Raw genomic sequence first — 23,367 nt, 5'->3', positions numbered from 1 at the left:
GACTAGAACGGCTGAAACGGGTTGGCGCGGCTCAAGCCGGCGAAACGGCCGAGTTGCCCGGCGGCAACCCGTACCTCGCCGCCCTCGTCAGTCCTGTTCCCCGAGCTGCCCCAGCAGCGCCTGCAGCCGCTCCACATGCCTGAGCAGCAAATGGCGATGTTTCTCGATCTGCTCCAGCCGGCCCGCGAGATCCGCCTGGATCGGGTCTTCGAGATCGGCCGCGGCGATCACCTCCTCCACCTTCGCGCGCATCGACGACAACTCCACCGGCGCGTGACTCAGATGCCGCTCAAAGCGCCGCACCTCCTGGATCGCCAACTCGCGGACCTGGCGAAAGTGCACCTGGCGCCGATGCGCTTCGACATCGAGCGGCTCTTCCTCGACGCGTCTGGCAGGCCCCGACTGACCGAAGATCGGCTCGGGCGGACGCAGCACGGTCTTCTTGCGCACCGGATGCGCGGTGCCGCGAAAGCGCGCGAGCGGCTGTTCGTTGTCGATCGCCTCGCGCGCGTTGGGCGGAATGTCGTGCTCGGTGTGCGGCACGTTCATCCACCCCGCGGGCAAACCCGTGACCGCTTCGATCCCGCGCACGAATTCCTCGCTGAATTCTCGCTGACCGGACAGCATCAGTTTCAGGTAACTCGCGGAGAAGGTCATCATGCGCGCGAGACGGGTCGCCGCACCGACCTCGCGGGTCAGCAGCACCAGGTTCGCTCGCCAGACCGGGAGCAGCAGCAATTCGTCGGAATCTTCCATCGCTGGGTCTTCCATCTTTTTACCCGATGTCGTGATGACAGGCTTGCGCGCGTCATCCTTTTGAAAGGGTAGCCGCTTCGCCTCGTTGCGCGCAATCCCGGCGTGCCTGTTGGCGTACCCGCTCGCCGATGTGTCGAAAATACACGCTAACACGCGCTCGCGCCCGTCTGCTGGCGCTCGCAACGTGCCGTGTGTTGCATTGACACACGCATCCGTGCAGTGTTCCTACGCGCGACGCGCGCAATGTGGCATCCTTGCATGCCGATGCGGCACGTCCCGTGCTGGATCGGTAGCTCCACAACATTGACTTAAGGGTTTTGTAATGAAGAAAATCGTTCTCGCCATTGCCGCAGCCGTCGTTACCCTGAGCGCGATCGCTCCCGCACAAGCTAACGAGCATCATCGCGAATGCCACAAGGTGCATGTCCATCATCACTGGGAAAAGCGCTGCCATTAATGGTGGTGATGTTGTGCCCCACGGGCACGGCACGCATCGCAAGCCTCGCAAATGCGGGGCTTTTTTTTTGGGCACTCGGAGTTTGAGGCAACATGGCGCGCACAGACTCGTTCGACGCTCACTACGTTCCGCGCGAAACCGGCGGCACGCAATCACGGACACATGCTGTTACACCTTGGCGGTGTGAGTCGACGCGGACACGGGCTTGCGCGCAAGCCCGTGCGTGAACCGCGTGGTGAAGAGAAGAGTTCAACGGCAGCGACGGTGCTGCCTCTTGTGCCTGTTATCAGGCGTTCAGGTTGCGTGCGCTTTCAGCAACCTGAACGGCCAGCGCTCTCACTCAGGCCGCCTTCACGCGCTCCAACGCCGTCGTCAAGAGCGCTTCGAGCAAAGGCTCGACCTTCGCGGCCAGCGTTTCGTCATACGCATACGGCAGTTGCTCTTCCATATACGTGATCTGCGACAACTCGAGTTGCACCGCATGCACGCCTTGCGCGGGCTGCCCGTACTGCCGCGTAATGTAACCGCCCTTGAAGCGGCCATTGGCGACCGCCGTATAGCCGCCATGCCGCTCGACCAGCGCGGCCAGTTCCTCGGCCACACCCGCCACCGCGCTCGCGCCATTCGACGTGCCGAAGTTGAAATCCGGCAGACGCCCGTCGAAGAAACGTGGCACATGCGAGCGGATCGAATGCGCTTCCCACAGCAGCACCTTGCCGTGCTTCGCCTTGAGCACCGCGAGTTCGCCGGTCAGCGCGTCGTGATACGGCTTCCAGTATGCGTCGCGGCGGCGCGCGATTTCGGCGTCGTCCGGCAGATGGCCGTCGAGGTACAAGGGTTCCTTGTCAAACGTGTCGACCGGCAACAGACCGGTCGTGTCCTGACCCGGGTAGAGGTTGGCACCATCGGGCGGACGGTTCAGGTCGATCACGTAGCGCGCGTAGGCCGGCGCGAGAATTGATGCGCCCATCCGTTTGGCGAACCCGTAGAGACGGTCCAGATGCCAGTCGCAATCGTCGGTGCGTTGCGCGACCGGGGTCATGGTCGCGGCGATGTCGGCGGGGATCTGCGTGCCCAGATGCGGGATCGAGATCAGCAACGGCAGGCTTCCCTGATGCAGCGAGAAAACCGGCGGAGTGTTCAATGCAGTCATGTCAGTCCGGAATCGAAGTGATCGAAGGATCGGTTCAGCAAGTCATGCGGGCTCACTTGAGCAGCTCCGCGAGCGCCGTGCGATAGCGCGCGTAAGCGCCCTCTTCATCGCGATGCCGGCGGTTATCGACGACCTTGTCGCCGCCCGTGTAGACATCGCGAATCGGCGTGTCGCCGTGCTCGCAGAATACAACGCCCGACAGCCACGCCTCGGGCGCGTGCTCGGCGATGCTCGGATGCTCGGCGTCGAGCACGAGCCAGTCTGCGCGGCGCCCGGCCTGCAATGCACCGACCGCGCGGCCGGTGGCGTGCGCGCCGCCGTCGAGCGCGGCGTCGAACAGACGGTCCGCGACATGCGTGGCTTGCGCCGCCGCCAGCACGTTGCGCTGCCGGCGGGTCAGACGCTGGCCGTATTCGAGCAGCCGCAATTCGGCGCGCCAGTCGACGCCGATATGGCTATCCGAGCCCACACCGATGCGCCCTTGCGCGTCCAGATATTCCTGAGCCGGGAAGATGCCGTCACCGAGATTGGCTTCGGTGGTCAGGCACAAGCCGGCCACCGCGCCGCTCTTCGCGAGCGCCAGCGTTTCGTTCGCATCGACATGCGTCGCGTGCACGAGGCACCAGCGGCTGTCCACATCGAAGCGATCCAGCAGCCATTGCACCGGACGCGCGCCTTCGGTTTCGACGCACGCGTCGACTTCGGCGGTCTGTTCGGCGATATGGATATGCACGGGCGCGTCGGCATCGATGCCGCCCAGCAGCGCGCGCAACGACTCTGCCGAGACCGCGCGCAGCGAATGCGGCGCCACGCCGTAACGCAGCGCGGCACTCTCGGGACGCGCCGCGCGCAGCGTGCCTAGCAGATCGAGCAGGCTTTCCGGTGTGTTGATGAAACGCCGCTGATCGTCGCGCGGCGCGCGCGAACCGAAGCCGCTGTACTGATACAACACCGGCAGCATCGTCATGCCGATGCCGCTTGCCGACGCCGCATCCACCACGCGTTGCGCAAGCTCCGCCGGATTCGCGTAACGGCCGCCGTCCTGCGCGTGGTGCACGTAGTGGAATTCGCACACCGACGTATAGCCCGCCTTGAGCATTTCGATGTACAGCCATTGCGCGACGCTAGCAAGGCCTTCCGGCGTGATGCGCGCGGCGAAGCGATACATCAGTTCGCGCCAGCTCCAGAAGTTGTCGGTGGCGCCTGTGCCACTGGCGGCGCGATACTCGGTGAGGCCGGCCATCGCGCGCTGGAATGCGTGCGAATGAAGGTTCGGCATGCCAGGCAATACGGGACCGGCCGCTTTACGCACGCCCGCAGGCGCGGCCGGTGTATCCGGCTTCACCGCCGTCAGCGTGCCGTGCGCGTTCCACTCCAGCAGCACGTTGCGGCGCCAGCCGTCCGGCAGATACGCATGCTCGGCGAACAGCGATTGATTCGATTGTGTCATCGCTTAAATTGTCTCTCAGGTCTTAGCTCGGGTCTTGGTTCAGTTCACGCCGCGTATAAACGGTCTCGCCCGCACGCACGACTCGCGCGCACAGCGGACGCCCAATCCAGTAAGCCAGCTCGGCCAGCGAATCGACCGACCACACCGCGAAATCCGCCGCACGCCCGACCTGGAGTGAGCCGTGCGTGTCCGCTTTGCCGAGCGCGCGCGCCGCGTGCGCCGTCACGCCCAGCAGCACCTCGGGCACGGTCATGCGGAACAGCGTGGTCGCCATGTTCATCATCAGCAGCAACGACGTTGCGGGCGACGTGCCGGGGTTGCTGTCGGTCGAAATCGCGATCGGCACTTCGTAGCGCCGCAGCAAGTCGAGCGGCGGCAATTGCGTTTCGCGAATGAAGTAGTACGCGCCCGGCAGCAGCACGGCCACCGTGCCCGCCTCTTTCATCGCGGCGACGCCGGCTTCGTCGAGAAATTCGAGGTGGTCGGCGGACAGCGCGCGATGGCACGCGGCGAGCGCCGTGCCGCCGCCGTTCGACAACTGCTCGGCGTGCATCTTCACCGGCAGCCCGTAGCGTTGTGCGGCGTTGAAAACACGCTCGCTTTGCTCCAGCGAAAAACCAATGCGCTCGCAGAACACATCGACCGCGTCGACCAGGCCTTCGGCGGTAAGTGCGGGCAGCATCGTGTTGCAGACTTCGTCGATATACGCATCCGCGCGGCCCGCGAATTCCGGCGGCAACGCGTGCGCGCCGAGAAACGTCGTGTAGACCGTCACCGGATAGCGTTCGCCCAGCTGCCGCGCGACGCGCAGCATCTTGCGCTCGCTGGCGAGATCGAGGCCGTAGCCGGATTTGATTTCGATCGCCGTCACGCCTTCGGCCAGTAGCGGTTCGAGCCGCGCGGCCGCTTGCCGGAACAGCGTGGCTTCGTCCGCGGCGCGCGTGGCGCGCACCGTCGAGACGATCCCGCCGCCCTGCCGCGCGATTTCTTCATAACTGACGCCAGCCAGGCGCTGCGCGAATTCGTCCGCGCGCTGCCCGCCGTACACCAGATGTGTATGGCAATCGACGAGGCCCGGCGTCACCCATGCGCCGTGCAGATCTTCACGCGGCCATGCGGCGTAGTGGGCGGGTAATTCGGAAGCTGCGCCGAGCCATGCGATGCGGCCGTCTTCGACGGCGATCGCTGCATCGGCGAGCGTGTGTTGAGGATCGCCCTGCGGGCAGAGTTTCAGGTGATGCCAGACGGTTTGCTTCATCGCGTGCCCGTTGCAGCTCGTTGCGTTGTCTGTGGTGGTTCGCGTGCGCGCGCCATGCAGCGGCTGGGCGCTCACGCGAAGCGTTGTCGTCATCTTGGCGTGTAGCGGATGCTGACCGCGAGCACCGCGCCCGCGCCTTCGAGAGCGCATTGCAACGCGCTCGGTGCATCGATGCGCAGCGTGTCGCCGGCTTCGAGTTGCAGTGCTTGCGTGTCGCCGGGCTTGAGCCTGACCGAACCGCTTGCGCAGAACAGCAGCACCACGTCCGCCGACAAGGTGCGCCGCGTGCCTTGCTGCATTTGCCCGCGCCACACGTCGAGCTCACCCTGCGCCACGTCACGCCGCACCATCAGGTTGAAGTCGCGCGTCGCGCCGTCGATCAGCCGAGCGTCGATCTGCGACTCGCCGTCAAAGCGCGCGATGTCGAGCGCCTGCGTCAACGTATGGGATTGCACCCTACTCGTGCCGCCCCCCAAAGGGACTTCCTTCAGACCGCCCGTTTCGTCGAGCACCATCCCCACGCCGGACAACAGCACCAGCGTGCGATCGACGCCCTCGAAACGCGAAAACGGCCCGGCTTGCGCGACATCGGCGATGCTCACGCGCCACGCGAATTCGTTGAGCCCCGCGTTCGACGGATACGCCGCCACTTCCCGCGTGACGCCGCCGCCGTTCTTCCACGGCGCCGCCACGAGGTCGGCGCCGCGAATCAGCGTGAGCGTTGCCATGTTGCCGGCAACCGACACGATCAACGGCCCAGCATCGGCAGATTGAGGCCCGCCTCGCGCGCGGTTTGCTGCGCGAGTTCATAGCCGGCGTCCGCATGACGCATCACGCCGGTGGCCGGATCATTGAACAGCACGCGGCCCAGGCGCTGGTGCGCCGCATCGCTGCCGTCCGCGACGATCACGACACCCGAGTGCTGGCTAAAGCCCATGCCGACCCCGCCGCCATGATGCAGCGACACCCACGACGCGCCGCCCGCGGTATTCAGCAGCGCGTTCAGCAGCGGCCAGTCGCTGACCGCGTCCGAGCCGTCCTTCATCGATTCGGTTTCGCGATTCGGGCTCGCCACCGAACCGGTGTCGAGGTGATCGCGGCCGATCACGATCGGCGCCTTCAGCTCGCCGTTCTTCACCATCTCGTTGAACGCCTGGCCGAGACGATAGCGATCCTTTACGCCGACCCAGCAGATCCGCGCCGGCAGGCCCTGGAACGCAATGCGTTCGCGCGCCATGTCGAGCCAGTTGTGCAGATGCGGATCGTCGGGGATCAGTTCCTTGACCTTCGCATCGGTCTTGTAGATGTCCTCGGGGTCTCCCGACAGCGCGACCCAGCGGAACGGGCCCTTGCCCTCGCAAAAGAGCGGGCGGATGTACGCCGGCACGAAGCCCGGGAAATCGAATGCGTTCTCGACGCCCATTTCCAGCGCCATCTGACGGATGTTGTTGCCGTAGTCGAGCGTGGCCGCGCCGCGCTCCTGCAGCGTCAGCATCGCTTGCACCTGTTTGGCCATCGACTGCTTGGCCGGTGTGACGATGCTGTCCGGCGCGGTCTTCTGACGCTCGCGCCAGTCTGCCACGCTCCAGCCTTGCGGCAGGTAGCCGTGAATCGGATCGTGCGCGCTGGTCTGGTCGGTCACGCAATCCGGCGTGATGCCGCGCGTCACGCATTCGGCGAACACGTCAGCGGCATTGCCCAGCAGACCGATCGACACCGGCTTGCCGGCCTGCTTCGCTTCTTCGAGCATGGCGAGCGCTTCGTCGAGCGTCTTCGCCTTCTTGTCGACGTAGCGCGTCTTCAGACGGAAGTCGATGCGCGTCTCGTCGCATTCGACCGCGATCATCGAGAAGCCGGCCATCGTCGCCGCGAGCGGCTGCGCGCCGCCCATCCCGCCGAGACCGCCGGTCAGAATCCAGCGGCCCTTCGGATCGCCGTTGAAATGCTGGTTCGCCACCGAGAAGAACGTCTCGTAGGTGCCCTGCACGATGCCCTGGCTGCCGATGTAGATCCAGCTGCCCGCGGTCATCTGCCCGTACATCATCAGACCCTTGCGATCGAGTTCGTGGAAGTGTTCCCACGTCGCCCAATGCGGCACCAGGTTCGAATTGGCAAGCAGCACGCGCGGTGCGTCCGCATGCGTGCGAAACACGCCGACCGGCTTACCCGATTGAATCAGCAGCGTCTCGTCTTCGTTCAGGTCCTTCAGCGAAGCGAGAATCTGATCGAAGCAATCCCAGTTACGCGCCGCGCGGCCAATGCCGCCGTACACGACGAGCGCGTGCGGATGTTCGGCCACTTCGGGGTCCAGATTATTCTGGATCATCCGGTACGCGGCTTCCGCAATCCACGTCTTGCAGGTCTTTTCCGCACCGCGCGGTGCGCGGATCGTGCGGGTGGGGTCGAGTCGCGGGTCGATGTGTTTCGGGTTGTTCATGGTGGCCCTCGGAAGGCGTGGAGATGTTCAGGAAAGATTCAGCAAAAGATTCGGCAAAGCGTAATCAGAAATGGCCTGTGAAGCGGTAGCGGCTGCCGGGATGCCACAGATTGGCGATCGACGCGACCTGGCTTTGCGACCACGTGCGCCGATGCAGCACGAGGCAAGGCTCGAGTTCGTCCATCGTCAACAGTTCGCGCGTGTCGGCGTCCGCCGCCAGCGCCTCGATCCGGTACTCCACACGCTGCAACGGCGCGACGCGCACGAGATACTGGTTCGGCGTGGTGTTCGTGAAATCCTGCAATGCGTATTCGGGCGCGACTGCGGGATTGACCCAGCGCTCTTCGAGTTGCACCGGCTCGTCGTTTTCGAAATGCAGCACGCGTGAATGAAACACCGGACTGCCCGCGCTCACCTGCATCTCTTCGGCGAGCGCTTCGTCGGCGATGCTCGCGCCTATATGCAGCACCTTCGCCTGATAGCGATGAGCGCGCGCGACGATTTCATCGGAGATGCTGCGGATCGCCACCAGCGTCGACTCGTACTTCGGCCGCGCGACGAACGTGCCCGAACCCTGCACGCGCGTGAGCACCTGCTCCGAGGTCAACTCGCGCAGCGCGCGGTTGACCGTCATGCGCGCCACGTTGAACTCGCGTGCAAGCTCGTTTTCGGAGGGCACCTGATCGCCTTCAGCCCATTCGCCCGCATGAATGCGCGCGAGGATGAAGTCCTTGATGCCCTGATAAGCCGGTGCGTTCATTGGCGTGATCCGCGTACTCGACATTTACTGTTCGGACACGAACGAGAACGGGCTCAGCTTCGCGATCGTGCCGTCCTGCACGAGCTTCGTGACCGCCGCGATGTCCGGCGCAAAGTAGTGATCGAGCTCGTAATGCGCGACGTCCTTGCGCACCGCGTCCATCACCTTCTGCAGGCTCGGGCTGGTCTTGTGCGGCGCGCGCAGATCGACGCCTTGCGCGGCGGCGAGCAGTTCGATCGACAGGATGTTCGCGGTGTTCTCCGCGATGTCGCCGAGCTTGCGCGCGGCGAACGTCGCCATCGACACGTGGTCTTCCTGGTTCGCCGAAGTGGGCAGCGAGTCGACCGAGGCCGGATGCGCGAGCGTCTTGTTTTCCGACGCGAGCGCAGCGGCCGTCACGTGGGCGATCATGAAGCCGGAATTCACGCCGCCATCGCGAACGAGGAACGGCGGCAGGCCCGACAGCGTCGCGTCGATCAAGAGCGCGATGCGGCGTTCGGCCAGCGCGCCGATTTCGGCGGCAGCCAGCGCGAGGTTGTCGGCGGCGAACGCGACCGGCTCGGCGTGGAAGTTGCCGCCCGACAGCACTTCGCCGGTGTCCGGGAAAATCAGCGGATTGTCGGAGACCGCGTTGGCTTCCAGCAGCAGCACGCCGGCCGCGTGACGCATCTGGTCCAGACACGCGCCCATCACTTGCGGCTGGCAGCGCAGGCTGTACGGATCCTGCACCTTGTCGCAATCGGCGTGCGACACGTTGATACCCGAGCCTTGCAGCAGCGAGCGATACGAGGCCGCCGCGTCGATTTGACCTTGATGGCCGCGCAGTTCGTGAATGCGCGCGTCGAACGGCTTGACCGAACCCATTGCCGCATCCACCGACAACGCGCCGGACACCAGCGCGGTGCGGTACAGGTCTTCGATCGCGAACATGTTGTAGAGCGCGAGCGCGGTCGATGCCTGGGTGCCGTTGAGCAACGCGAGGCCCTCCTTCGCTTGCAGCGTGAGCGGCTTGAGGCCGACGAGCGCGAGACCTTCGGTGGCGGGCATGCGCTCGCCCTTCGCGAACACTTCGCCGACGCCGAGCAGCGCCGCCGACATATGCGCGAGCGGCGCGAGGTCGCCCGATGCGCCGACCGAACCCTTGACCGGGATCACCGGCAGCACGTCGGCGTTGTACAGCGTGATCAGTGCTTCCATCACTTCGCGACGGATGCCCGAGTGGCCGCGGCCGAGGCTCGACAGCTTCAACGCGATCAATAGACGCACGACCGGACGCGACATCGGCTCGCCCACGCCGACCGCGTGCGACAGGACCAGATTGCGTTGCAACAGTTCGAGTTGATCGCGGGGGATGTGCGTGCTGGCGAGCCGCCCGAAGCCAGTGTTGATGCCGTAGGCCGGCTCGCCCTTGGCGGCGATGTCGGCGACGGCCTGCGCGCAGGTGTCGATGGCGGCGTGGCTGGCGGGATCGAGTTGCAACGTGACGTGCTTGCGTGCGATCTGGCGCAGTTGCGGGAGAGTGAGGTAGCCGGGTGTCAGAATCATGGTGTCGTTGTCCTGTCTATACAATTTGAAAGAAGTCTAGCTGGGCTGGCTTGTATATACAACTTGTTTTTTGAGCTTCGGGGCTAGGGATTTTCCATTAGATGAAGGCCTGCCAAGCTTGTTCCTCTTGTGAGTCCCGGTTTTGGGCAGCAGTTTGAAACAAAGAGGCTTGCTGTGTCCGGCTCATGAAGTTGTATATACACGTTAACAACGCGCGGCGCCATGCGGTCAAAAACATTCCGCATGCTGGCCGAGACACGCGACCCACAGGTTCAAGCGAGCCATGAGATCTGCGCTTGCGGCGAAAAAAAACCCGCCTGCCTGTGTGGGCAGCGGGCCTATGTCGCGAGCAGCAAGGGAAACGTGAGGCGAGACACCCCGCTAAAGCTTCACGCGCGCCGCGATGAAATCCAGAAAGCACTGCACGCGCCCCGCCAGCGACGCACTCTGGTAATACACCGCGCTCACCGGCTGGCGCTCGTCGATCAAGACGTTGCTGAGAATCGGCACCAGGCGCTCGTCGCGCACGTCGGCGGCGGTCATGAAGTCCGCGAGACAGGCGATGCCCCAGCCCGACAGCGTCAGTTGCCGCAGCGTCTCGCCGCTCGATGCGGTGATCGCCGGTTCGATCTTCAGTGTTGCGGCGTTGCCCTTGCGCCCCTCGCGCAGCGGCCAGCGGTTCAGATGCTCCGGCGCCGTGAAGCCGATCAGGCGATGCGCGCGCAATGCGTCCACCGTTTTGGGTTCGCCATATTCGGCCAGATACGCCGGGCTCGCGAGCACCCGCAGCTTGCTGCTGCCCAGCGCGCGCGCATGCAAGGTCGAGTCCTGCAACGCGCCGATCCGGATCGCGATGTCCACCTTCTGCTCGAGCAGATCGACGATCCGCTCGTTGCTGGTCAGTTCAAGACGAATCTCCGGATACAGCGCCGAAAACGCGGTCATGTGCGGCGCCACGCAGTGGAGCATGAACGGCGACGCCGCGTCGACCCGCAGGCGCCCCGAGGGCCGCTCGCGTCCGCGGGCGACGGATTCCTCGGCCTCTTCCATCGCGTCGAGAATCGCCCGCGCGCGCTGCAGAAACGCCTCGCCCTCTTCGGTCAGTTGCAGGCGGCGGGTCGTGCGCCGCACCAGCGCGGTGTCGAGTTTCCTTTCGAGGCGCGTGAGCGCGCGGCTCACGCCGGACACGGTCTGCCCCAGCTTTTCGGCCGCCGCCGTGATCGAGCCGCTGTCGATTACGGTGACGAACACCAGCAGCTCATCGGTGGACGTTTTCATTGTTGACTTCAAATCAAGATTGATTTGAGACTAACACGCTTTTTGCGAGAATCAAGACGACGGATACTGCATGCCTGTGTCGACCGAAGTCAGTGCCTCAGCACTTACTCCGGCCCCATCAAAGATGGTTGCTATTTCCCCTAAGGAGTACGTCTTGAAGATTTTCATCACTGGCGCGAGCGGTTTCATCGGCGGTTCGATCGCGGCGCATCTCGTGCGCGCCGGCCATCAGGTGCGCGGCCTGATCCGCAAACCCGAACAGGGTGCCGGGTTGCAACGGCTCGGCATCGAGCCGGTGGTCGGCACGCTCGACGACCGGGCGCTGCTGATCGCCGAAGCGCAAGCCGCCGACGCCGTCATCAACGCCGCGAGCAGCGACCATGAAGGCGCGGTGAAGGCGCTGATCGAAGGACTCGCCGGCTCCGGCAAGCCGTTCCTGCACACGAGTGGTTCGAGCATCGTCGGCGATGCGTCGGGCGGCGAGGCGGGCGACGCGCGCATCTATCACGAGGACGCGCTGCCGACGCCGACCGCCGACAAAGCGGCGCGCGTCGCGATCGACCAGTTGGTGCTCGGCTCGGCGCAGCAGAACATCCGCGCGGCAGTACTGTGCAATACGCTGATCTACGGTCATGGCGCGGTGGCGGGCAGCGCCAGCGTGCAGTTGCCGCGGCTCGTGCGCCAGGCGCAAAAGAGCGGCGTGGTGCGCCATGTCGGCAGCGGCGGCAACATCTGGTCGAACGTGCATATCGACGACGTCGCCGAACTGTATCGCCTCGCATTGGAAAAGACGCCGGCCGGCACGTTCTACTTCGTCGAAAGCGGCGAGGCGTCGTTCCGCGATATGAGCACCGCGATCGCGCGCGTGATGAAACTCGGCGAGCCGCAAGACTGGCCGCTCGATGAAGCGCAGAAGGAATGGGGCTATGAAATGGCGTCGTATGGTCTTGGGTCGAACAGCCGCGTGCGAGGCAAACGAGCGCGCAAGCTGCTGGGGTGGCAGCCGCGGCGCACGTCTGTGATCGAGTGGATCGAGCGGGAGATGATGGCGCCGGAGGGGGCTTCTTCCCAGGTGTGATTTCATCGAGGCGCTTTCAAAGGGACTTCCCTAGGGGCGCCCCCAAAGCGGGGCAACTTCTGAGTATTGGATGCACTTTCGTTCGCCCTATCCGGGAGTCTGCGCCGAGCGCTTGCCGTCCCTGTGGAGATTGAATCACCGAGCAGGTAAAGCAATACAGGATAGCCATGCCATTCATGCAAATTCCCCCAAGTAGGACTTCCAACGGACCGTAATCGCTGTAAGCCCCGCCGTTGCGAATCCGTAAGCTCATCTCGATAAAATCCCGCTCACCTGACCGTGCGATCCGACCTTCCGGATCGCACATGAGCCCGGATTTATCGATGGATTTCGCGCTGAACTTCGATTGGCTGACCAACCTGCTGGCGATTCTGTTTGTCGTGGCGTGCCTGTACGACTCACGCTACGACGAGTACGGCGTGTTGACGCTGGCCGCGGCCGCGATGGGCCTTGCCGTGATGGCGATGGAATTTTTCCTCAAGCCCGCGTTCGATATGGCGCTCTGAAGCGAAGCGCACGAGGCGCCGCGCAACGCGGCGCCAAGCCTTACGATTGCGGCTTACGTCAAGCCGCCCCACATCGCTCAGGAACCGCACGCGGCGCAACCGCCGTCCTTCCGCTCCCCATACCGGTCGTGATGCCTGACCCAGTCGGTCAGATTGCTGGCCTCGTTGCGGCCCTTCGGCGTGACGTCCAGATGCGCGTATGTGTTGATGAACCGTTCGTCGCCGCGTCCATAGCACGAATACGTGTGAAACACGTCACCGTTGCCGTCCTTGTAGAACACACTGTGGCCGTGTTGTTCGTCGATGCCGACATCCTGCCCGGTGAAGTTGTAGAAGGCGTTCTTGCTGGCCAGCTGCTCGGGCGTGAACGACACGTGGTAGTCGAAATTGAAATCGCTGCCGCTCGACGACACCCACGGAAAGCCCCACCCCATGCGCTTTCTGAAGGCCTCGATCTTCGCGAGCGGCGCATGCGATACGGTCACGTACGACACGTCGTGATGCTCCAGATGCGTGACGATCCCGCTCATGTGATCCGACAGGAACGAGCAGCCGACACAGCCCTCTTCCCAATCCGGGCCCATCATGAAGTGATAGATGATCAGCTGGCTGCGGCCTTCGAACAAATCGGCAAGCGTCTTGCGGCCCTGCGGCGTATCGAACCAGTAGGTCTTGTCGACCTTGACCCACGGCAGCGCACGGCGTTTGCGGGCGAGTTCGTCGCCTGCGCGCATGTGCGCTTTCTCTTCGACCAGTAACGCACGGCTCGCGTCCAGCCATTCCTGTCTCGTGCCAACGCGGTGTTGCGGGTCCATATGCGCCTCCTTTTCTGCGACGTATAGATCAATCGTGCTGCCTCGATCAGGTGCACTCGAAAAAATCCGAAGCAGTTCGAACGATCTCGGACTACCTCATGCTTCCAGCGGATCGAACTGGTCGGTTAAGCCGAGGCGATCGCCGTCACATTCCGTTGCCCGCGGACAAGTTCGGCGCCGCGCGGATGCATTCGCGTCATCGATTGCCGCGTCGCCGTCCGCGCGCCGGAGACTTCGACGGACGTGGCGCGTGGACGTCACCGGCGGGTGCGGCCGGGCTCGGCTGACGTGGCTCGGGCTCCTGTTCGACGAAAGCAGCAAGACGATCGAACGATTCGGACCAGAAGCGCTGATAGCGGCCGAGCCACTCCATTGCTTCCTCCATCGGTCCAGCGGACAGCCGGCACGCGACCGTGCGGCCGGTTTTGTTGCGCGTGATGAGACCAGCCCCGGATAGCACGTCGAGGTGCTTCATCACGGCGGGCAACGACATCGCAAATGGCTCGGCGAGTTCGCTGACCGACAGCTCGCGCTCCGATAGCCGCGAGAGCAACGCGCGCCGGGTCGGGTCCGACAGTGCGGCGAAGGTGCGATCGAGTACCGCATCGTTATACTTAACCATGAGGTTAAGTATAGAAACGCCGGGTTGGATGTCAAGGACACTGGTTTAAAACGGCAAACCCAATGACTTAATCGGACTGCGGGCGGATTCGGCTGGATTGAATGAGCGATATAAACCGGGCGCATGCCGATTCGGGAAACAGCCGGGGGCAAGCACAAAAAAGAAACGCGGTGCGCCGCAGATCAGCCCTGCAGCGCACCGCGTCAACGGTGGAGAACAATCGACTACACGCACTCCCTGCACGAGCGAAGCGGCCAACATCGCGCCGCCCCGCTCCGCATTCCAGCAAAGTTCCAGCAAAGTTTCAGCAGCCCCGGACACAAACCGGGCAGCCTCGCCAGCACATCAGATCGCCCAGCCGCCGAGATAGAAACCCACCAGCACGACAGCGATCACGACCGTGCCCACGTTCAGCTTGCGATATTCGCCGCTCACCACGCGGCCGATCACGAGCGTCGCGAAGCCGAGCATGATGCCCGTCACGATGTTCGCGGTCAGCACGATGAACACCGCGCACATCAGTCCCGACATCGCGTCGACCATGTCGTCCATATGCAGCTTGCTGACGTTCGACAGCATCAGCAGCCCCACGTACATCAGCGCCGGCGCCGTCGCATACGAAGGCACGAGACCGGCCAGCGGCGAGAAGAACATCACCACGAGAAACAGCAGCCCGACCACCGCCGCCGCCAGCCCGGTCTTCGCGCCAGCCGCCACGCCGACCGTCGACTCGATATACGCCGCCGCCGGCGCGCCGCCGAGCAGTCCCGAGAAGATCGAGCTGAGCGAATCGGCCGTCAGCGCGCGGCCGCCGTTGATGATGCGGCCGTTTTCATCGAGCTGGCCCGCTTGGCCGGCGACGGCGCGAATCGTGCCGGTGGCGTCGAACACGGCCGTCATCACGAGGGCGAGCACGCTGGGCAGCACCGCCATCGACAGCGCGCCCTTGATGTCCATTGCGCCGATCAGCGACGCATGGCCCGGCGCGCTGAGCGACGGCACCGCGAACACGCCGTGGAACGACACAGCCGGATCGATGGCGAGCGCGATCGCCGAAATCGCGACGATCACGATCAGGATCGAGCCCGGCACGCGGCGGCGCACCAGCCCGAAGATCGCCGCGAGTCCCGCCACCGACATCAGCGCCGGCAACGCCGTGATATGACCGAGCGACACCGGCAGACCGGCGCCCGGATTCTTCACGACCAGCCCCACGTCGTTGGCGGCGATCAGCAGCAGGAACAGCCCGATGCCGATCCCCGTGCCGTGCGCGATGCCGGTCGGCAGATTGCGCAGAATCCACGAACGCACGCCCGTCACCGAGATCCCGGTGAACACCACACCCATCAGGAACACCGCGCCGAGCGCGACATTCGGATGCAGACCCTTGCCGAGGACGAGGCCGAACGCAGTGAAGGCGGTCAGCGAAATCGCGCAGCCGATTGCGATCGGCAGGCGCGCCCACACGCCCATCAGCAGCGAGCCGAACGCGGTGGTCAGGCACACCGCGACGAATACTGCGCTGGTGTCGAAGCCCGCTTTGCCGAACATGCCCGGCACGACGAACACGGAGTAGACCATCGCGAGGAAGGTCGTGATGCCCGCGACGATCTCCTGACGCTGTGAGCTGCCGCGCGCCGAGATATCGAAATAGCGGTCGAGTAAGCCCCTGGCGTCGAACGAATCGGTCGCGACTTCGGAAATCGCCTGGGCGTTGGGTTCCATCATGATGAGTGCCTCCTTTATCAGCATGCTGAAACGGCCGTCGATCTGGCCGTCGTCAGGGTTCGTCTCGTTGGGTTGGTTTAATGTGTGGTGCATCTCTTTTTGTTGCTTCGAAATGTAGGGCAACTCAAATATGTCTCCAATCGCATGGATGGCATGCCGGACATGTCGCGACGCTTATATCGTTCAGGGGACGGCAAGCGCGTCGGCGCGCCGCGCGTTTACACCTACGGTTTGTCATGCAGACGTGAAAGGGTTCTGACGGTTTCGCGATCGGCGCACTGTCTGCGAAGGGTGGCAAACAGGCCGCAAAGCACGGCGCACGAGTGGCGATACCCCAGGCGGGGCACAAAGCGTGCTTGCAGAGCGCAGCCGGATCACCGGCAAAACCGGGCCCGGCCGACGTCGCGGGTTAAACTCTGGCCCGTACCTCGATAACCGCGGCGGCCCACTGCGCCCGTCCGCAACGGCCCATGGAGTTTTTCCTGATGACTGGCGGCTTTTCGCGTCCTGCCTGGCGCGTGCTGATTCTCGCTGTGTTCGCGCTCTTCGTGCTGTCCGGCTGCAGCCTGTTATGGGGTCCGCAGCAGGCACCGATCGTCGATGCGACGGTCATGCCCGTCGAACCCGCGAGCGCGCCGGTGGCGGCCTCCGCGCCCGAGCCGGTCGAAGCCGAAGCGAATGAACCCGAGCAGCAAAAGAAGCCTGTGAGGCCGGTCGTCAAGCCGCACAAAGTCGAGCCTCCGCCGCCGGTCGCCGCGCCCGCGCCGCCGCCGCCACCGCCGCCACCGCCGCCGCTGATCGTGCTGCGCACGATCGAGCGCAACGAGGCGCGCACGCTGCTCGACAGCGAAGTGCAGAAGCCCGACGGCAAAGTGGTCGGACGCGCGGTCGACATGATCGCCGACGCGCTCGGCAAGCCGCGCGAGATGGTCGTCAATCTGCAGGGCTTCCTCGGCGTCGGCGACCGCAAGGTGAACTTCCCGTGGAGCGCGTTCCGCTTCACCCCGACCGCGAAGGCCGCGCCGATCACGCTCAACGCCGCGGCCGTGCCGGCCAACGCGGGCAAATCCAATGCCGCGCAGTTGCCGCTGATCGACGCCACCGTCGAGCGTTCGAACGGCGCCAAGGTCGGCCGCGTGATCGATGTGCTGATCGACGGCAATGCGCAGCCGCAGGCGGTCGTGCTCGACGTCAACGGCATGGTCAGCACCGAGCGGCGCACCATCGCCGCGAACTGGTCGGCGCTGCGCTTCGTCACGCGCGACAAGGAGCTGCATCCGCTGCTCGAACTGAGCGACGCGCAGATCAACGCCACGCCGCCCTACGCCAGCGACAAACCGATCCGCGCGGTGTCGCCGGCGCCGCCGCCGGCTCCCGCGTCCGCGCCAGCCGCCGCTTCGGCGCCTGGCAGCGCGTCGACGGCCATCGCGGTCTCCAGCGCACGGGCGGCCCGATGATCGGCCGCACTCTGGTCACGGCGCGCAGTCTGCGCGCGCTCGATTGGCTGAATTTCTTCGTCGCCAACGTGCAGACAGGCTTCGGGCCGTTCATCGCGTCATATCTCGCGTCGCATAAGTGGACCCAGGGCGAGATCGGCATGGCGTTGTCGGTCGGGACCATCAGCGCGATGGTGAGCCAGGTGCCCGGCGGCGCCGCCGTCGACGCATTGCGCAACAAGAAGGCCGCGGCCGCGTGGGCCATCATCGCGATCATCCTGAGCGCGGTGCTGCTGGCCGTCAGTCCGACCGTGCTGCCGGTGATCGCCGCCGAGGTCTTCCACGGCTTCGCCAGTTGCATGCTGACACCGGCACTCGCTGCGATCTCGTTCGCGCTGGTGGGGCGCGCGAATCTCGGCGACCGGCTGGGACGCAACGCGCGCTGGGCATCGATCGGCAGCGCGGTGGCGGCCGGCCTGATGGGTCTGTTCGGCGAGTACTATTCGCCGCGCGCGGTGTTCTGGCTGACCGCCGGATTGGCGGTGCCCGCGCTGATCGCGCTGACGATGATCCAGCGCACCGACACCGTCGAACTGCCGAAAGCCGCGCCGACGCCGCAGCAGCTCGAACGGCGCGAAAGCCTGCGCGAGTTGCTGCGCGACAAGCGGATGCTGCTGTTCGCGGCGTGCATCGTGCTGTTCCACTTGTCGAACGCGGCGATGCTGAACCTGGCTGCGGGCGAAGTGACGGCCGGCATGGGCGACAACGTTCAGCTCGTGATCGCGGCGTGCATCATCGTGCCGCAGGCGATCGTCGCGATGATGTCGCCGTGGGTCGGTCGCTCGGCCGAACGCTGGGGACGACGGCCGATCCTGCTGCTCGGGTTTTCGGCGCTGCCGATCCGCGCGTTGCTGTTCGCCGGAATCAGCAGCCCTTATCTGCTGGTGCCGGTGCAGATGCTGGACGGTTTGAGCGCCGCAGTGTTCGGCGTGATGCTGCCGCTGATCGCCGCCGACGTCGCCGGCGACAAGGGCCGCTACAACCTGTGTATCGGACTGTTCGGCCTGGCGGCGGGGATCGGGGCCACATTGAGCACGACGGCTGCGGGTTTCGTCGCGGATCATTTCGGCAATGCGGTCAGCTTCTTCGGCCTGGCTGCGGCGGGTGCGCTGGCTGTGCTGCTGGTGTGGGCGGCGATGCCCGAGACGCGCGATGCCGCGGCGGCCGGCGGCGATGCGCCGGTGGCCGATGGCGGGAAATCGGCGGCGAGGTGAGCACGGGTCGGTAACCGCAAAGGCTGCTCGCCGTACATGCAAAGAGGCGCGATAAAAACTTATCGCGCCTCTTTTTCATTGTGGCCGGTCCGTCAGTACGGACAGTGCGAGCCGCAGCGCGAACCTTGCGCCGCCCCGGCCTGCCGGCACCTCAATCAATCGGCCGCCCCGCCGTCTCGCGCATCCACGGCAACGGCAGCAACGACACCAGCCCGCAGCCGATCAGATACCAGGCCGGCGCGAGATTATTGCCCGAAATCTGGATCAACCACGTCGCGAAGAACTGCGCGAAGCCGCCGAAAATCGACACCCCGAGGCAATAGACAATCGACATGCCGGTCGCGCGAATCGCGCGCGGAAACATCTCCGGCAGCATCACGATATTCGGCACGGCGGTAAACGCGACCAGCACCGCGAGCGCGGCCACCACCGACAACAACACCGGCACGCTCGGCACGGCATTGATGATCATGAAAGCCGGATACACCGCGACGATCAGCAACACGCGCGACACCCACAACACGCGTTTGCGTCCGACGCGATCGGACAACGTACCGGCGAACGGCGAGCAGATCACCGTCACCACTGCCGCGGTCCAGGCCGCCCACAACGCCGACGCCATCGGCAGATGCAGGATACGGATCGCGTAGGTGGACAGATAGAACAGCACGATGTAGTTCGCCGCAGTGCCGCCGATCGTCGTCAGCACACCCATCGTGATGACGCGGGCATGGTCGCGAAACAGTCGGCGCACCGGCTGCGAAACGGGCGCCTCGGCCGTCGCTTGAGACGTCCCGCCGTCCTCGATGCCAGGCAGCGTCTCGTCCAGATGACGCCGGATATAAATCCCGATCGGCCCCATCGCCATGCCGATCACGAACGGTACGCGCCAGCCCCAGCTTTCTAGCGCCGCGGTGGACAGCGACGCCGCCAGCACGACGCCGAGCAACGACCCGCACACCGTATTCATGCCCTGGCTCACGAACTGCCAGCTGCCATAGAACCCGCGCGTTTTGTCGCTGCCGTACTCCATCAGCAGCGAGGTCGACGCGCCGATCTCGCCGCCTAGCGCGAAACCCTGAATCAGTCGCGCGAGAATCACCAGCAGCGGCGCGGCGAGGCCGATCGCCGCATAGGTCGGCGCGAACGCGATCAGCGCCGAGCCGAGCGTCATCAGCCACAGCGTCAGACTCATCGCGGCCTTGCGGCCCGCGCGATCGGCATAACCGCCGAGCACCACGCCGCCCACCGGACGCATGATGAAACCGACGCCGAACGTGCCGACCGCCAGCATCAATTGCGCGAGCTGGCCTTCCACCGGGAAATACAACTTGCCGATGATCGTCGCGAAGAAGCTGTAGATGGTGAAGTCGAAAAACTCCAGCCCGTTGCCGAGCGTGATGGCGGCAATCGCTTTCGCCTGGTGCATGCGCTCGGCCGGCTGGGCGGCCTGGTGTGCGGTCGCTGCGCTCTGCCTGCCGAGTGCGTCGGCGCTTGCGGGTTGCGGTGTGGCGGAATAGTCCATTCGTCTCGCTCCGTGATGTGCTTCCTGCTGACGCGGCGCGCCGCGCTCGCGCGGTGCCGCTCGCTATCGCATGCTCTGCTGCGCGTCAGACCAGAAACGTCTGCGCGAGTCTCACCCAATAGGCCGCGCCGGTCGCGAGGCAATCATCGTTGAAGTCGTAGCCCGGGTTGTGGACCATGCAGCCGCCCTCGCCGTCGCCATTGCCGATGATCAGATAGCTGCCGGGACAACGCTCGAGCAGGAACGCGAAGTCCTCGCTGCCGGTGAGCGGCTGCATCTCGGCGATCAGCCCGTCTTCGCCGAGCCAGTCGAGCGCGACCTGGCGCGCGAGGCCGGTCATCTGCGCATCGTTGACGAGCACCGGATAGCGGCGCTGATAATCCACCTCGGCCCGCGCGCCGTATACCGCCGCCTGGCCGGTTGCCACCGCCGTAATGCGCTCCTGCAGGTAGTCGCGCACCTCGGGTTTGAGCGCCCGCACCGACAGCCGCATCTCGGCGGTCTCCGGAATCACGTTGGGCGCTTCGCCCGCGTGAATCGCGCCGACGGTGATGATCGCCATGTCGAGCGGCGCGATGTTGCGCGACACGATCGACTGCAAGGCCAGCACGATCTGCGCGCACACCACCACCGGATCGACGGCCTTGTGCGGCACCGCGCCGTGGCCGCCGCGTCCCGTCACCGTGATGATCACCGTATCCGACGAGGCCATGAACGAGCCCGGCAGGAAGCCGAACTTGCCCGTCGGGAAGCCCGGCATGTTGTGCATCGCGAACACGGCGTCGCACGGGAACTGGTCGAACAAGCCGTCTTCGAGCATTTGTTTTGCGCCCGCCTGGCCTTCTTCGGCGGGCTGGAAAATCAGATTCAGCGTGCCGTCGAAGCTCTTTTCTTGCGCGAGATGCTTGGCGGCGGCCAGCAGCATCGCCGTATGGCCGTCGTGGCCGCACGCGTGCATCTTGCCGGGCACCTTGCTCGCGTACGGCAAGCCGGTGGTCTCGTGAATCGGCAGCGCGTCCATGTCGGCGCGCAGACCGAGCCTGCGCGTGCCGTTGCCGACCTTCAATTGACCGACCACGCCCGTTCGCCCGAGCCCGCGATGTACCGTGTAACCCCACTCCTGCAGGCGTTCGGCGACCAGCTCGCCGGTGGCGAATTCCTCGTAAGCCAGCTCCGGCTGCGCATGGATGCGATGGCGCAGCGCGATCATTTCGTCTTCGAGTTCGGCGATGCCCGCCGGAATGGCCATGGTGTTCACGTATCGTCTCCGTCTTTGTGAAAGCGTGAACCCAGCATAGCGACGCCGATTTTCCAGCGGCAGGCGTAGAATCGTTGCGGCAGCAACTCCTGGTTGCCACCCCACTCCCGCCTCGTCCGATGAAACTACATCAACTCAGCACCTTGGCGGCCGTCGCGGATACCGGAAGTATCCGGGCCGCGGCCCGCACGCTAGGACTCTCACCGGCCGCCGTGACCAAGGCGATCCGCGAACTGGAAGCCGATCTGCACGCGCCGCTGGTGGTGCGCAGCGCGAGCGGCGTCGCGTTCACCGAGTTCGGCCGCGCGCTGGTCGTGCATGCGCGGCTGGTGCTGGGGCAACTGCAGCGCGCGCAAGCCGAGATCGAAGCGCTGCGCGGCGCGGCCGCCGGCAAGCTGGCGATCGGCGTCACGCCGTGGGTCGCGCTGACCTTTCTGCCGCCCACCGTGCAGCGGTTCCGGCAGCACATGCCGGAAGTCCAGCTGGAATTCTTCGAAGGCCTGCTCGGCGTCGTGCAGCCGCGCCTGCGCGACGGCAGCCTCGATTTTTCGATTGGCCGGCCGCCGCCCGCGTCGCCGCAATCGGAGTTTCACAACGTGCCGCTCTTTTCGACGCATTCGGCGGTGGTCGCGCGGCGCGATCATCCGAAGGCCGGTTGCCGCACGCTGCTCGAACTGGAAGACGCGGAATGGGTGCTGAACTGGGACCCGGCGAGCCGCGAGACGATCTCTGACAACCTGTTCCGCCGGCGCGGCATGCGCGTGCCGCACACGATTCATCTCGCGCATTCGCTGGCGGTCGTGCTGGGACTGCTCGCGCATACGGACATGCTGAGCATCTTTCCGTGGCCGCTCGTCGAAGTGACACTCGCGAAGGAGAACCTGTGGGCGCTGCCGCTGCGCGAGACGGTCGATGAAACCATCGTCAGCATCACGTCACGGCGTGGCGCGCCGACCAGTCCGGCGGCCGCGTGCTTTCTCGACTGTCTGCGGGAAGTGATCGACGAAGGCGCGCGCTCGCAAGAGCCGGAGCAGCGCCGGCTGTTTCATTCGATCGAGTTGCTGCTTTGATTGCGGCGCGCGCGGACCGGCAAGCCGATCGCGAGCGCCGCGCGGCTTCAGTCGAGAAACTCCGCCGCCCGCTTGCGCAGCACCGCGCCGAAGTCGTCGAGCCAGCCGATCGACAGACGCCAGCTCTGCCAATACAGATCGAGATCGATAGGCTTGCCCGGCGCCACCTCCACCAGCTCGCCGTTCGCCAGATGCGCGGCGATCATCCGTTCGGGACACATGCCCCAGCCGAGCCCCATGACGCAGGCCCGCAAGAAACCGGCGACATGCGGAATCCAGTGCAGCGGCGGATCGACCTCGGCTCGCGTGATGCGGCGCATGAAGCGCTTTTGCAACTGGTCCTTCGGATTGAAGTCGACGCACGGCGTGTGCCGCAAATTCTCGCGCGTGACGCCGTCGGCGAAGTAGCGCTCGCGAAACGCCGGCGAGCAAACCGCCAGATAGCGCATCCTGCCGAGCCGCGTGGAGCGGCAGCCCTGCACCGGTTCGGCCTGCGTGGTGACCGCGCCTTGCACGCTGCCGTCGCGGATCCGCTCCGCTGTGTGATCCTGATCGTCGATCACCAGATCGAGCAGCATTTCGCGTTCGACGCAAAATGGCGCCACCGCGTCGATGAACCAGGTGCCGACGCTGTCGTCGTTGACCGCCACGCGCAGCGCCGGCCACGGCTCGACGAGTGCGCCCGGCTGGGCCGGCAGGCGGCCGTTCAGCTCGGCTTCGAGCAGTTGCACGCGTTCCGTGTGGCGGCAAAGCAGCGCGCCCGAGGTGGTCGCGACGCACGGCTGGCCGCGTTTCACGAGCACACTGCCAACCCGCTCCTCCAGCAGTTTGACCCGTTGCGACACCGCCGACGGGGTGACATTCAGATCGCTGGCCGCGCGGTCGAACGAGCCGTGGCGCACCACGGCGGCCAGCGCGTCGAGCAAGGCGTAGTCGAGCATTAGCGCTCCTTAATCGGCAT

General features: G+C 65.2%; 21 protein-coding genes. 6 read left to right on the top strand and 15 right to left on the bottom strand.

What is annotated here, in order from left to right; translation table 11 throughout:
- Nucleotides 1-87: 87 nt before the first annotated feature.
- On the bottom strand, nucleotides 88-756 hold the full coding sequence (locus tag FVF58_RS26365; protein WP_149672760.1) for a hypothetical protein: 669 nt from the start codon (nucleotides 754-756) through the stop codon (nucleotides 88-90).
- 322 nt (nucleotides 757-1,078) lie between these two features.
- On the opposite strand from FVF58_RS26365, the gene FVF58_RS54245 reads away from it, so the two are divergent.
- A complete protein-coding gene (locus tag FVF58_RS54245; protein ID WP_281291280.1) occupies nucleotides 1,079-1,213 on the top strand; it encodes a hypothetical protein in 135 nt (44 codons plus the stop codon).
- Nucleotides 1,214-1,553: 340 nt separating this feature from the next.
- Here FVF58_RS54245 and hutG read toward each other — a convergent pair whose 3' ends face one another.
- The 8 genes from hutG to FVF58_RS26325 form a co-directional block, all read right to left on the bottom strand.
- Nucleotides 1,554-2,366, bottom strand: coding sequence for an N-formylglutamate deformylase (hutG, locus tag FVF58_RS26360; RefSeq protein ID WP_149672759.1), 813 nt, complete (start codon nucleotides 2,364-2,366; stop codon nucleotides 1,554-1,556).
- 52 nt (nucleotides 2,367-2,418) lie between these two features.
- Complete coding sequence (locus FVF58_RS26355; protein WP_149672758.1) at nucleotides 2,419-3,816, bottom strand: formimidoylglutamate deiminase; 1,398 nt, start codon at nucleotides 3,814-3,816, stop codon at nucleotides 2,419-2,421.
- A gap of 22 nt (nucleotides 3,817-3,838) precedes the next feature.
- Nucleotides 3,839-5,074, bottom strand: a complete 1,236-nt coding sequence (hutI, locus tag FVF58_RS26350; protein ID WP_149672757.1) for an imidazolonepropionase — start codon at nucleotides 5,072-5,074, stop codon at nucleotides 3,839-3,841.
- Nucleotides 5,075-5,163: 89 nt separating this feature from the next.
- Entirely contained in the window at nucleotides 5,164-5,802 is a 639-nt protein-coding gene (locus tag FVF58_RS26345) for a HutD/Ves family protein (RefSeq protein WP_149672756.1), read from the bottom strand.
- A 20-nt stretch (nucleotides 5,803-5,822) separates the two neighbouring features.
- The gene (gene hutU, locus FVF58_RS26340; RefSeq protein ID WP_149672755.1) at nucleotides 5,823-7,511 is read right to left on the bottom strand and encodes a urocanate hydratase; all 1,689 of its coding nucleotides are present in this window, start codon (nucleotides 7,509-7,511) and stop codon (nucleotides 5,823-5,825) included.
- Nucleotides 7,512-7,575: 64 nt separating this feature from the next.
- Entirely contained in the window at nucleotides 7,576-8,271 is a 696-nt protein-coding gene (gene hutC / locus FVF58_RS26335; protein WP_149672754.1) for a histidine utilization transcriptional repressor HutC, read from the bottom strand.
- Nucleotides 8,272-8,295: 24 nt separating this feature from the next.
- A complete protein-coding gene (hutH, locus tag FVF58_RS26330) occupies nucleotides 8,296-9,816 on the bottom strand; it encodes a histidine ammonia-lyase (protein WP_149672753.1) in 1,521 nt (506 codons plus the stop codon).
- A gap of 381 nt (nucleotides 9,817-10,197) precedes the next feature.
- On the bottom strand, nucleotides 10,198-11,094 hold the full coding sequence (locus FVF58_RS26325) for a LysR family transcriptional regulator (protein ID WP_149672752.1): 897 nt from the start codon (nucleotides 11,092-11,094) through the stop codon (nucleotides 10,198-10,200).
- Between the two features lie 154 nt (nucleotides 11,095-11,248).
- Between FVF58_RS26325 and FVF58_RS26320 the strand changes: the two genes are divergently transcribed.
- Nucleotides 11,249-12,172, top strand: coding sequence for an NAD-dependent epimerase/dehydratase family protein (locus FVF58_RS26320; RefSeq protein WP_149672751.1), 924 nt, complete (start codon nucleotides 11,249-11,251; stop codon nucleotides 12,170-12,172).
- A gap of 323 nt (nucleotides 12,173-12,495) precedes the next feature.
- The gene (locus tag FVF58_RS26315) at nucleotides 12,496-12,678 is read left to right on the top strand and encodes a hypothetical protein (protein WP_149672812.1); all 183 of its coding nucleotides are present in this window, start codon (nucleotides 12,496-12,498) and stop codon (nucleotides 12,676-12,678) included.
- A 77-nt stretch (nucleotides 12,679-12,755) separates the two neighbouring features.
- Here FVF58_RS26315 and FVF58_RS26310 read toward each other — a convergent pair whose 3' ends face one another.
- From FVF58_RS26310 to FVF58_RS26300, 3 genes are all read right to left on the bottom strand, one after another.
- Complete coding sequence (locus FVF58_RS26310; RefSeq protein WP_149672750.1) at nucleotides 12,756-13,493, bottom strand: DUF899 domain-containing protein; 738 nt, start codon at nucleotides 13,491-13,493, stop codon at nucleotides 12,756-12,758.
- A 196-nt stretch (nucleotides 13,494-13,689) separates the two neighbouring features.
- Nucleotides 13,690-14,115, bottom strand: a complete 426-nt coding sequence (locus FVF58_RS26305; RefSeq protein WP_149672749.1) for an ArsR/SmtB family transcription factor — start codon at nucleotides 14,113-14,115, stop codon at nucleotides 13,690-13,692.
- A gap of 345 nt (nucleotides 14,116-14,460) precedes the next feature.
- Complete coding sequence (locus FVF58_RS26300; RefSeq protein ID WP_149672748.1) at nucleotides 14,461-15,843, bottom strand: NCS2 family permease; 1,383 nt, start codon at nucleotides 15,841-15,843, stop codon at nucleotides 14,461-14,463.
- Nucleotides 15,844-16,328: 485 nt separating this feature from the next.
- Here FVF58_RS26300 and FVF58_RS26295 point away from each other — a divergent pair, with 485 nt between their 5' ends.
- On the top strand, nucleotides 16,329-17,300 hold the full coding sequence (locus FVF58_RS26295) for a PRC-barrel domain-containing protein (protein WP_149672811.1): 972 nt from the start codon (nucleotides 16,329-16,331) through the stop codon (nucleotides 17,298-17,300).
- Nucleotides 17,297-18,553, top strand: a complete 1,257-nt coding sequence (locus tag FVF58_RS26290) for an MFS transporter (RefSeq protein ID WP_149672747.1) — start codon at nucleotides 17,297-17,299, stop codon at nucleotides 18,551-18,553. The genes FVF58_RS26295 and FVF58_RS26290 overlap by 4 nt, the downstream gene beginning before the upstream one ends.
- Before the next feature lie 151 nt (nucleotides 18,554-18,704).
- Here the strand turns inward: FVF58_RS26290 and FVF58_RS26285 are convergent, their stop codons facing one another.
- Complete coding sequence (locus tag FVF58_RS26285; RefSeq protein ID WP_149672746.1) at nucleotides 18,705-20,078, bottom strand: MFS transporter; 1,374 nt, start codon at nucleotides 20,076-20,078, stop codon at nucleotides 18,705-18,707.
- 85 nt (nucleotides 20,079-20,163) lie between these two features.
- A complete protein-coding gene (locus FVF58_RS26280; RefSeq protein ID WP_149672745.1) occupies nucleotides 20,164-21,336 on the bottom strand; it encodes a M20 aminoacylase family protein in 1,173 nt (390 codons plus the stop codon).
- A gap of 119 nt (nucleotides 21,337-21,455) precedes the next feature.
- Between FVF58_RS26280 and FVF58_RS26275 the strand changes: the two genes are divergently transcribed.
- Nucleotides 21,456-22,406 (top strand): LysR substrate-binding domain-containing protein, encoded by a 951-nt coding sequence (locus FVF58_RS26275; protein WP_149672744.1) that lies wholly within the window; start codon nucleotides 21,456-21,458, stop codon nucleotides 22,404-22,406.
- Between the two features lie 47 nt (nucleotides 22,407-22,453).
- Here FVF58_RS26275 and FVF58_RS26270 read toward each other — a convergent pair whose 3' ends face one another.
- Nucleotides 22,454-23,347, bottom strand: coding sequence for a LysR family transcriptional regulator ArgP (locus FVF58_RS26270; RefSeq protein WP_149672743.1), 894 nt, complete (start codon nucleotides 23,345-23,347; stop codon nucleotides 22,454-22,456).
- Between the last annotated feature and the right edge of the window lie 20 nt (nucleotides 23,348-23,367).

Source organism: Paraburkholderia panacisoli (genome assembly GCF_008369935.1).
Taxonomy (GTDB): domain Bacteria; phylum Pseudomonadota; class Gammaproteobacteria; order Burkholderiales; family Burkholderiaceae; genus Paraburkholderia; species Paraburkholderia panacisoli.
This window is presented reverse-complemented; position numbering and strand designations above follow the sequence as displayed.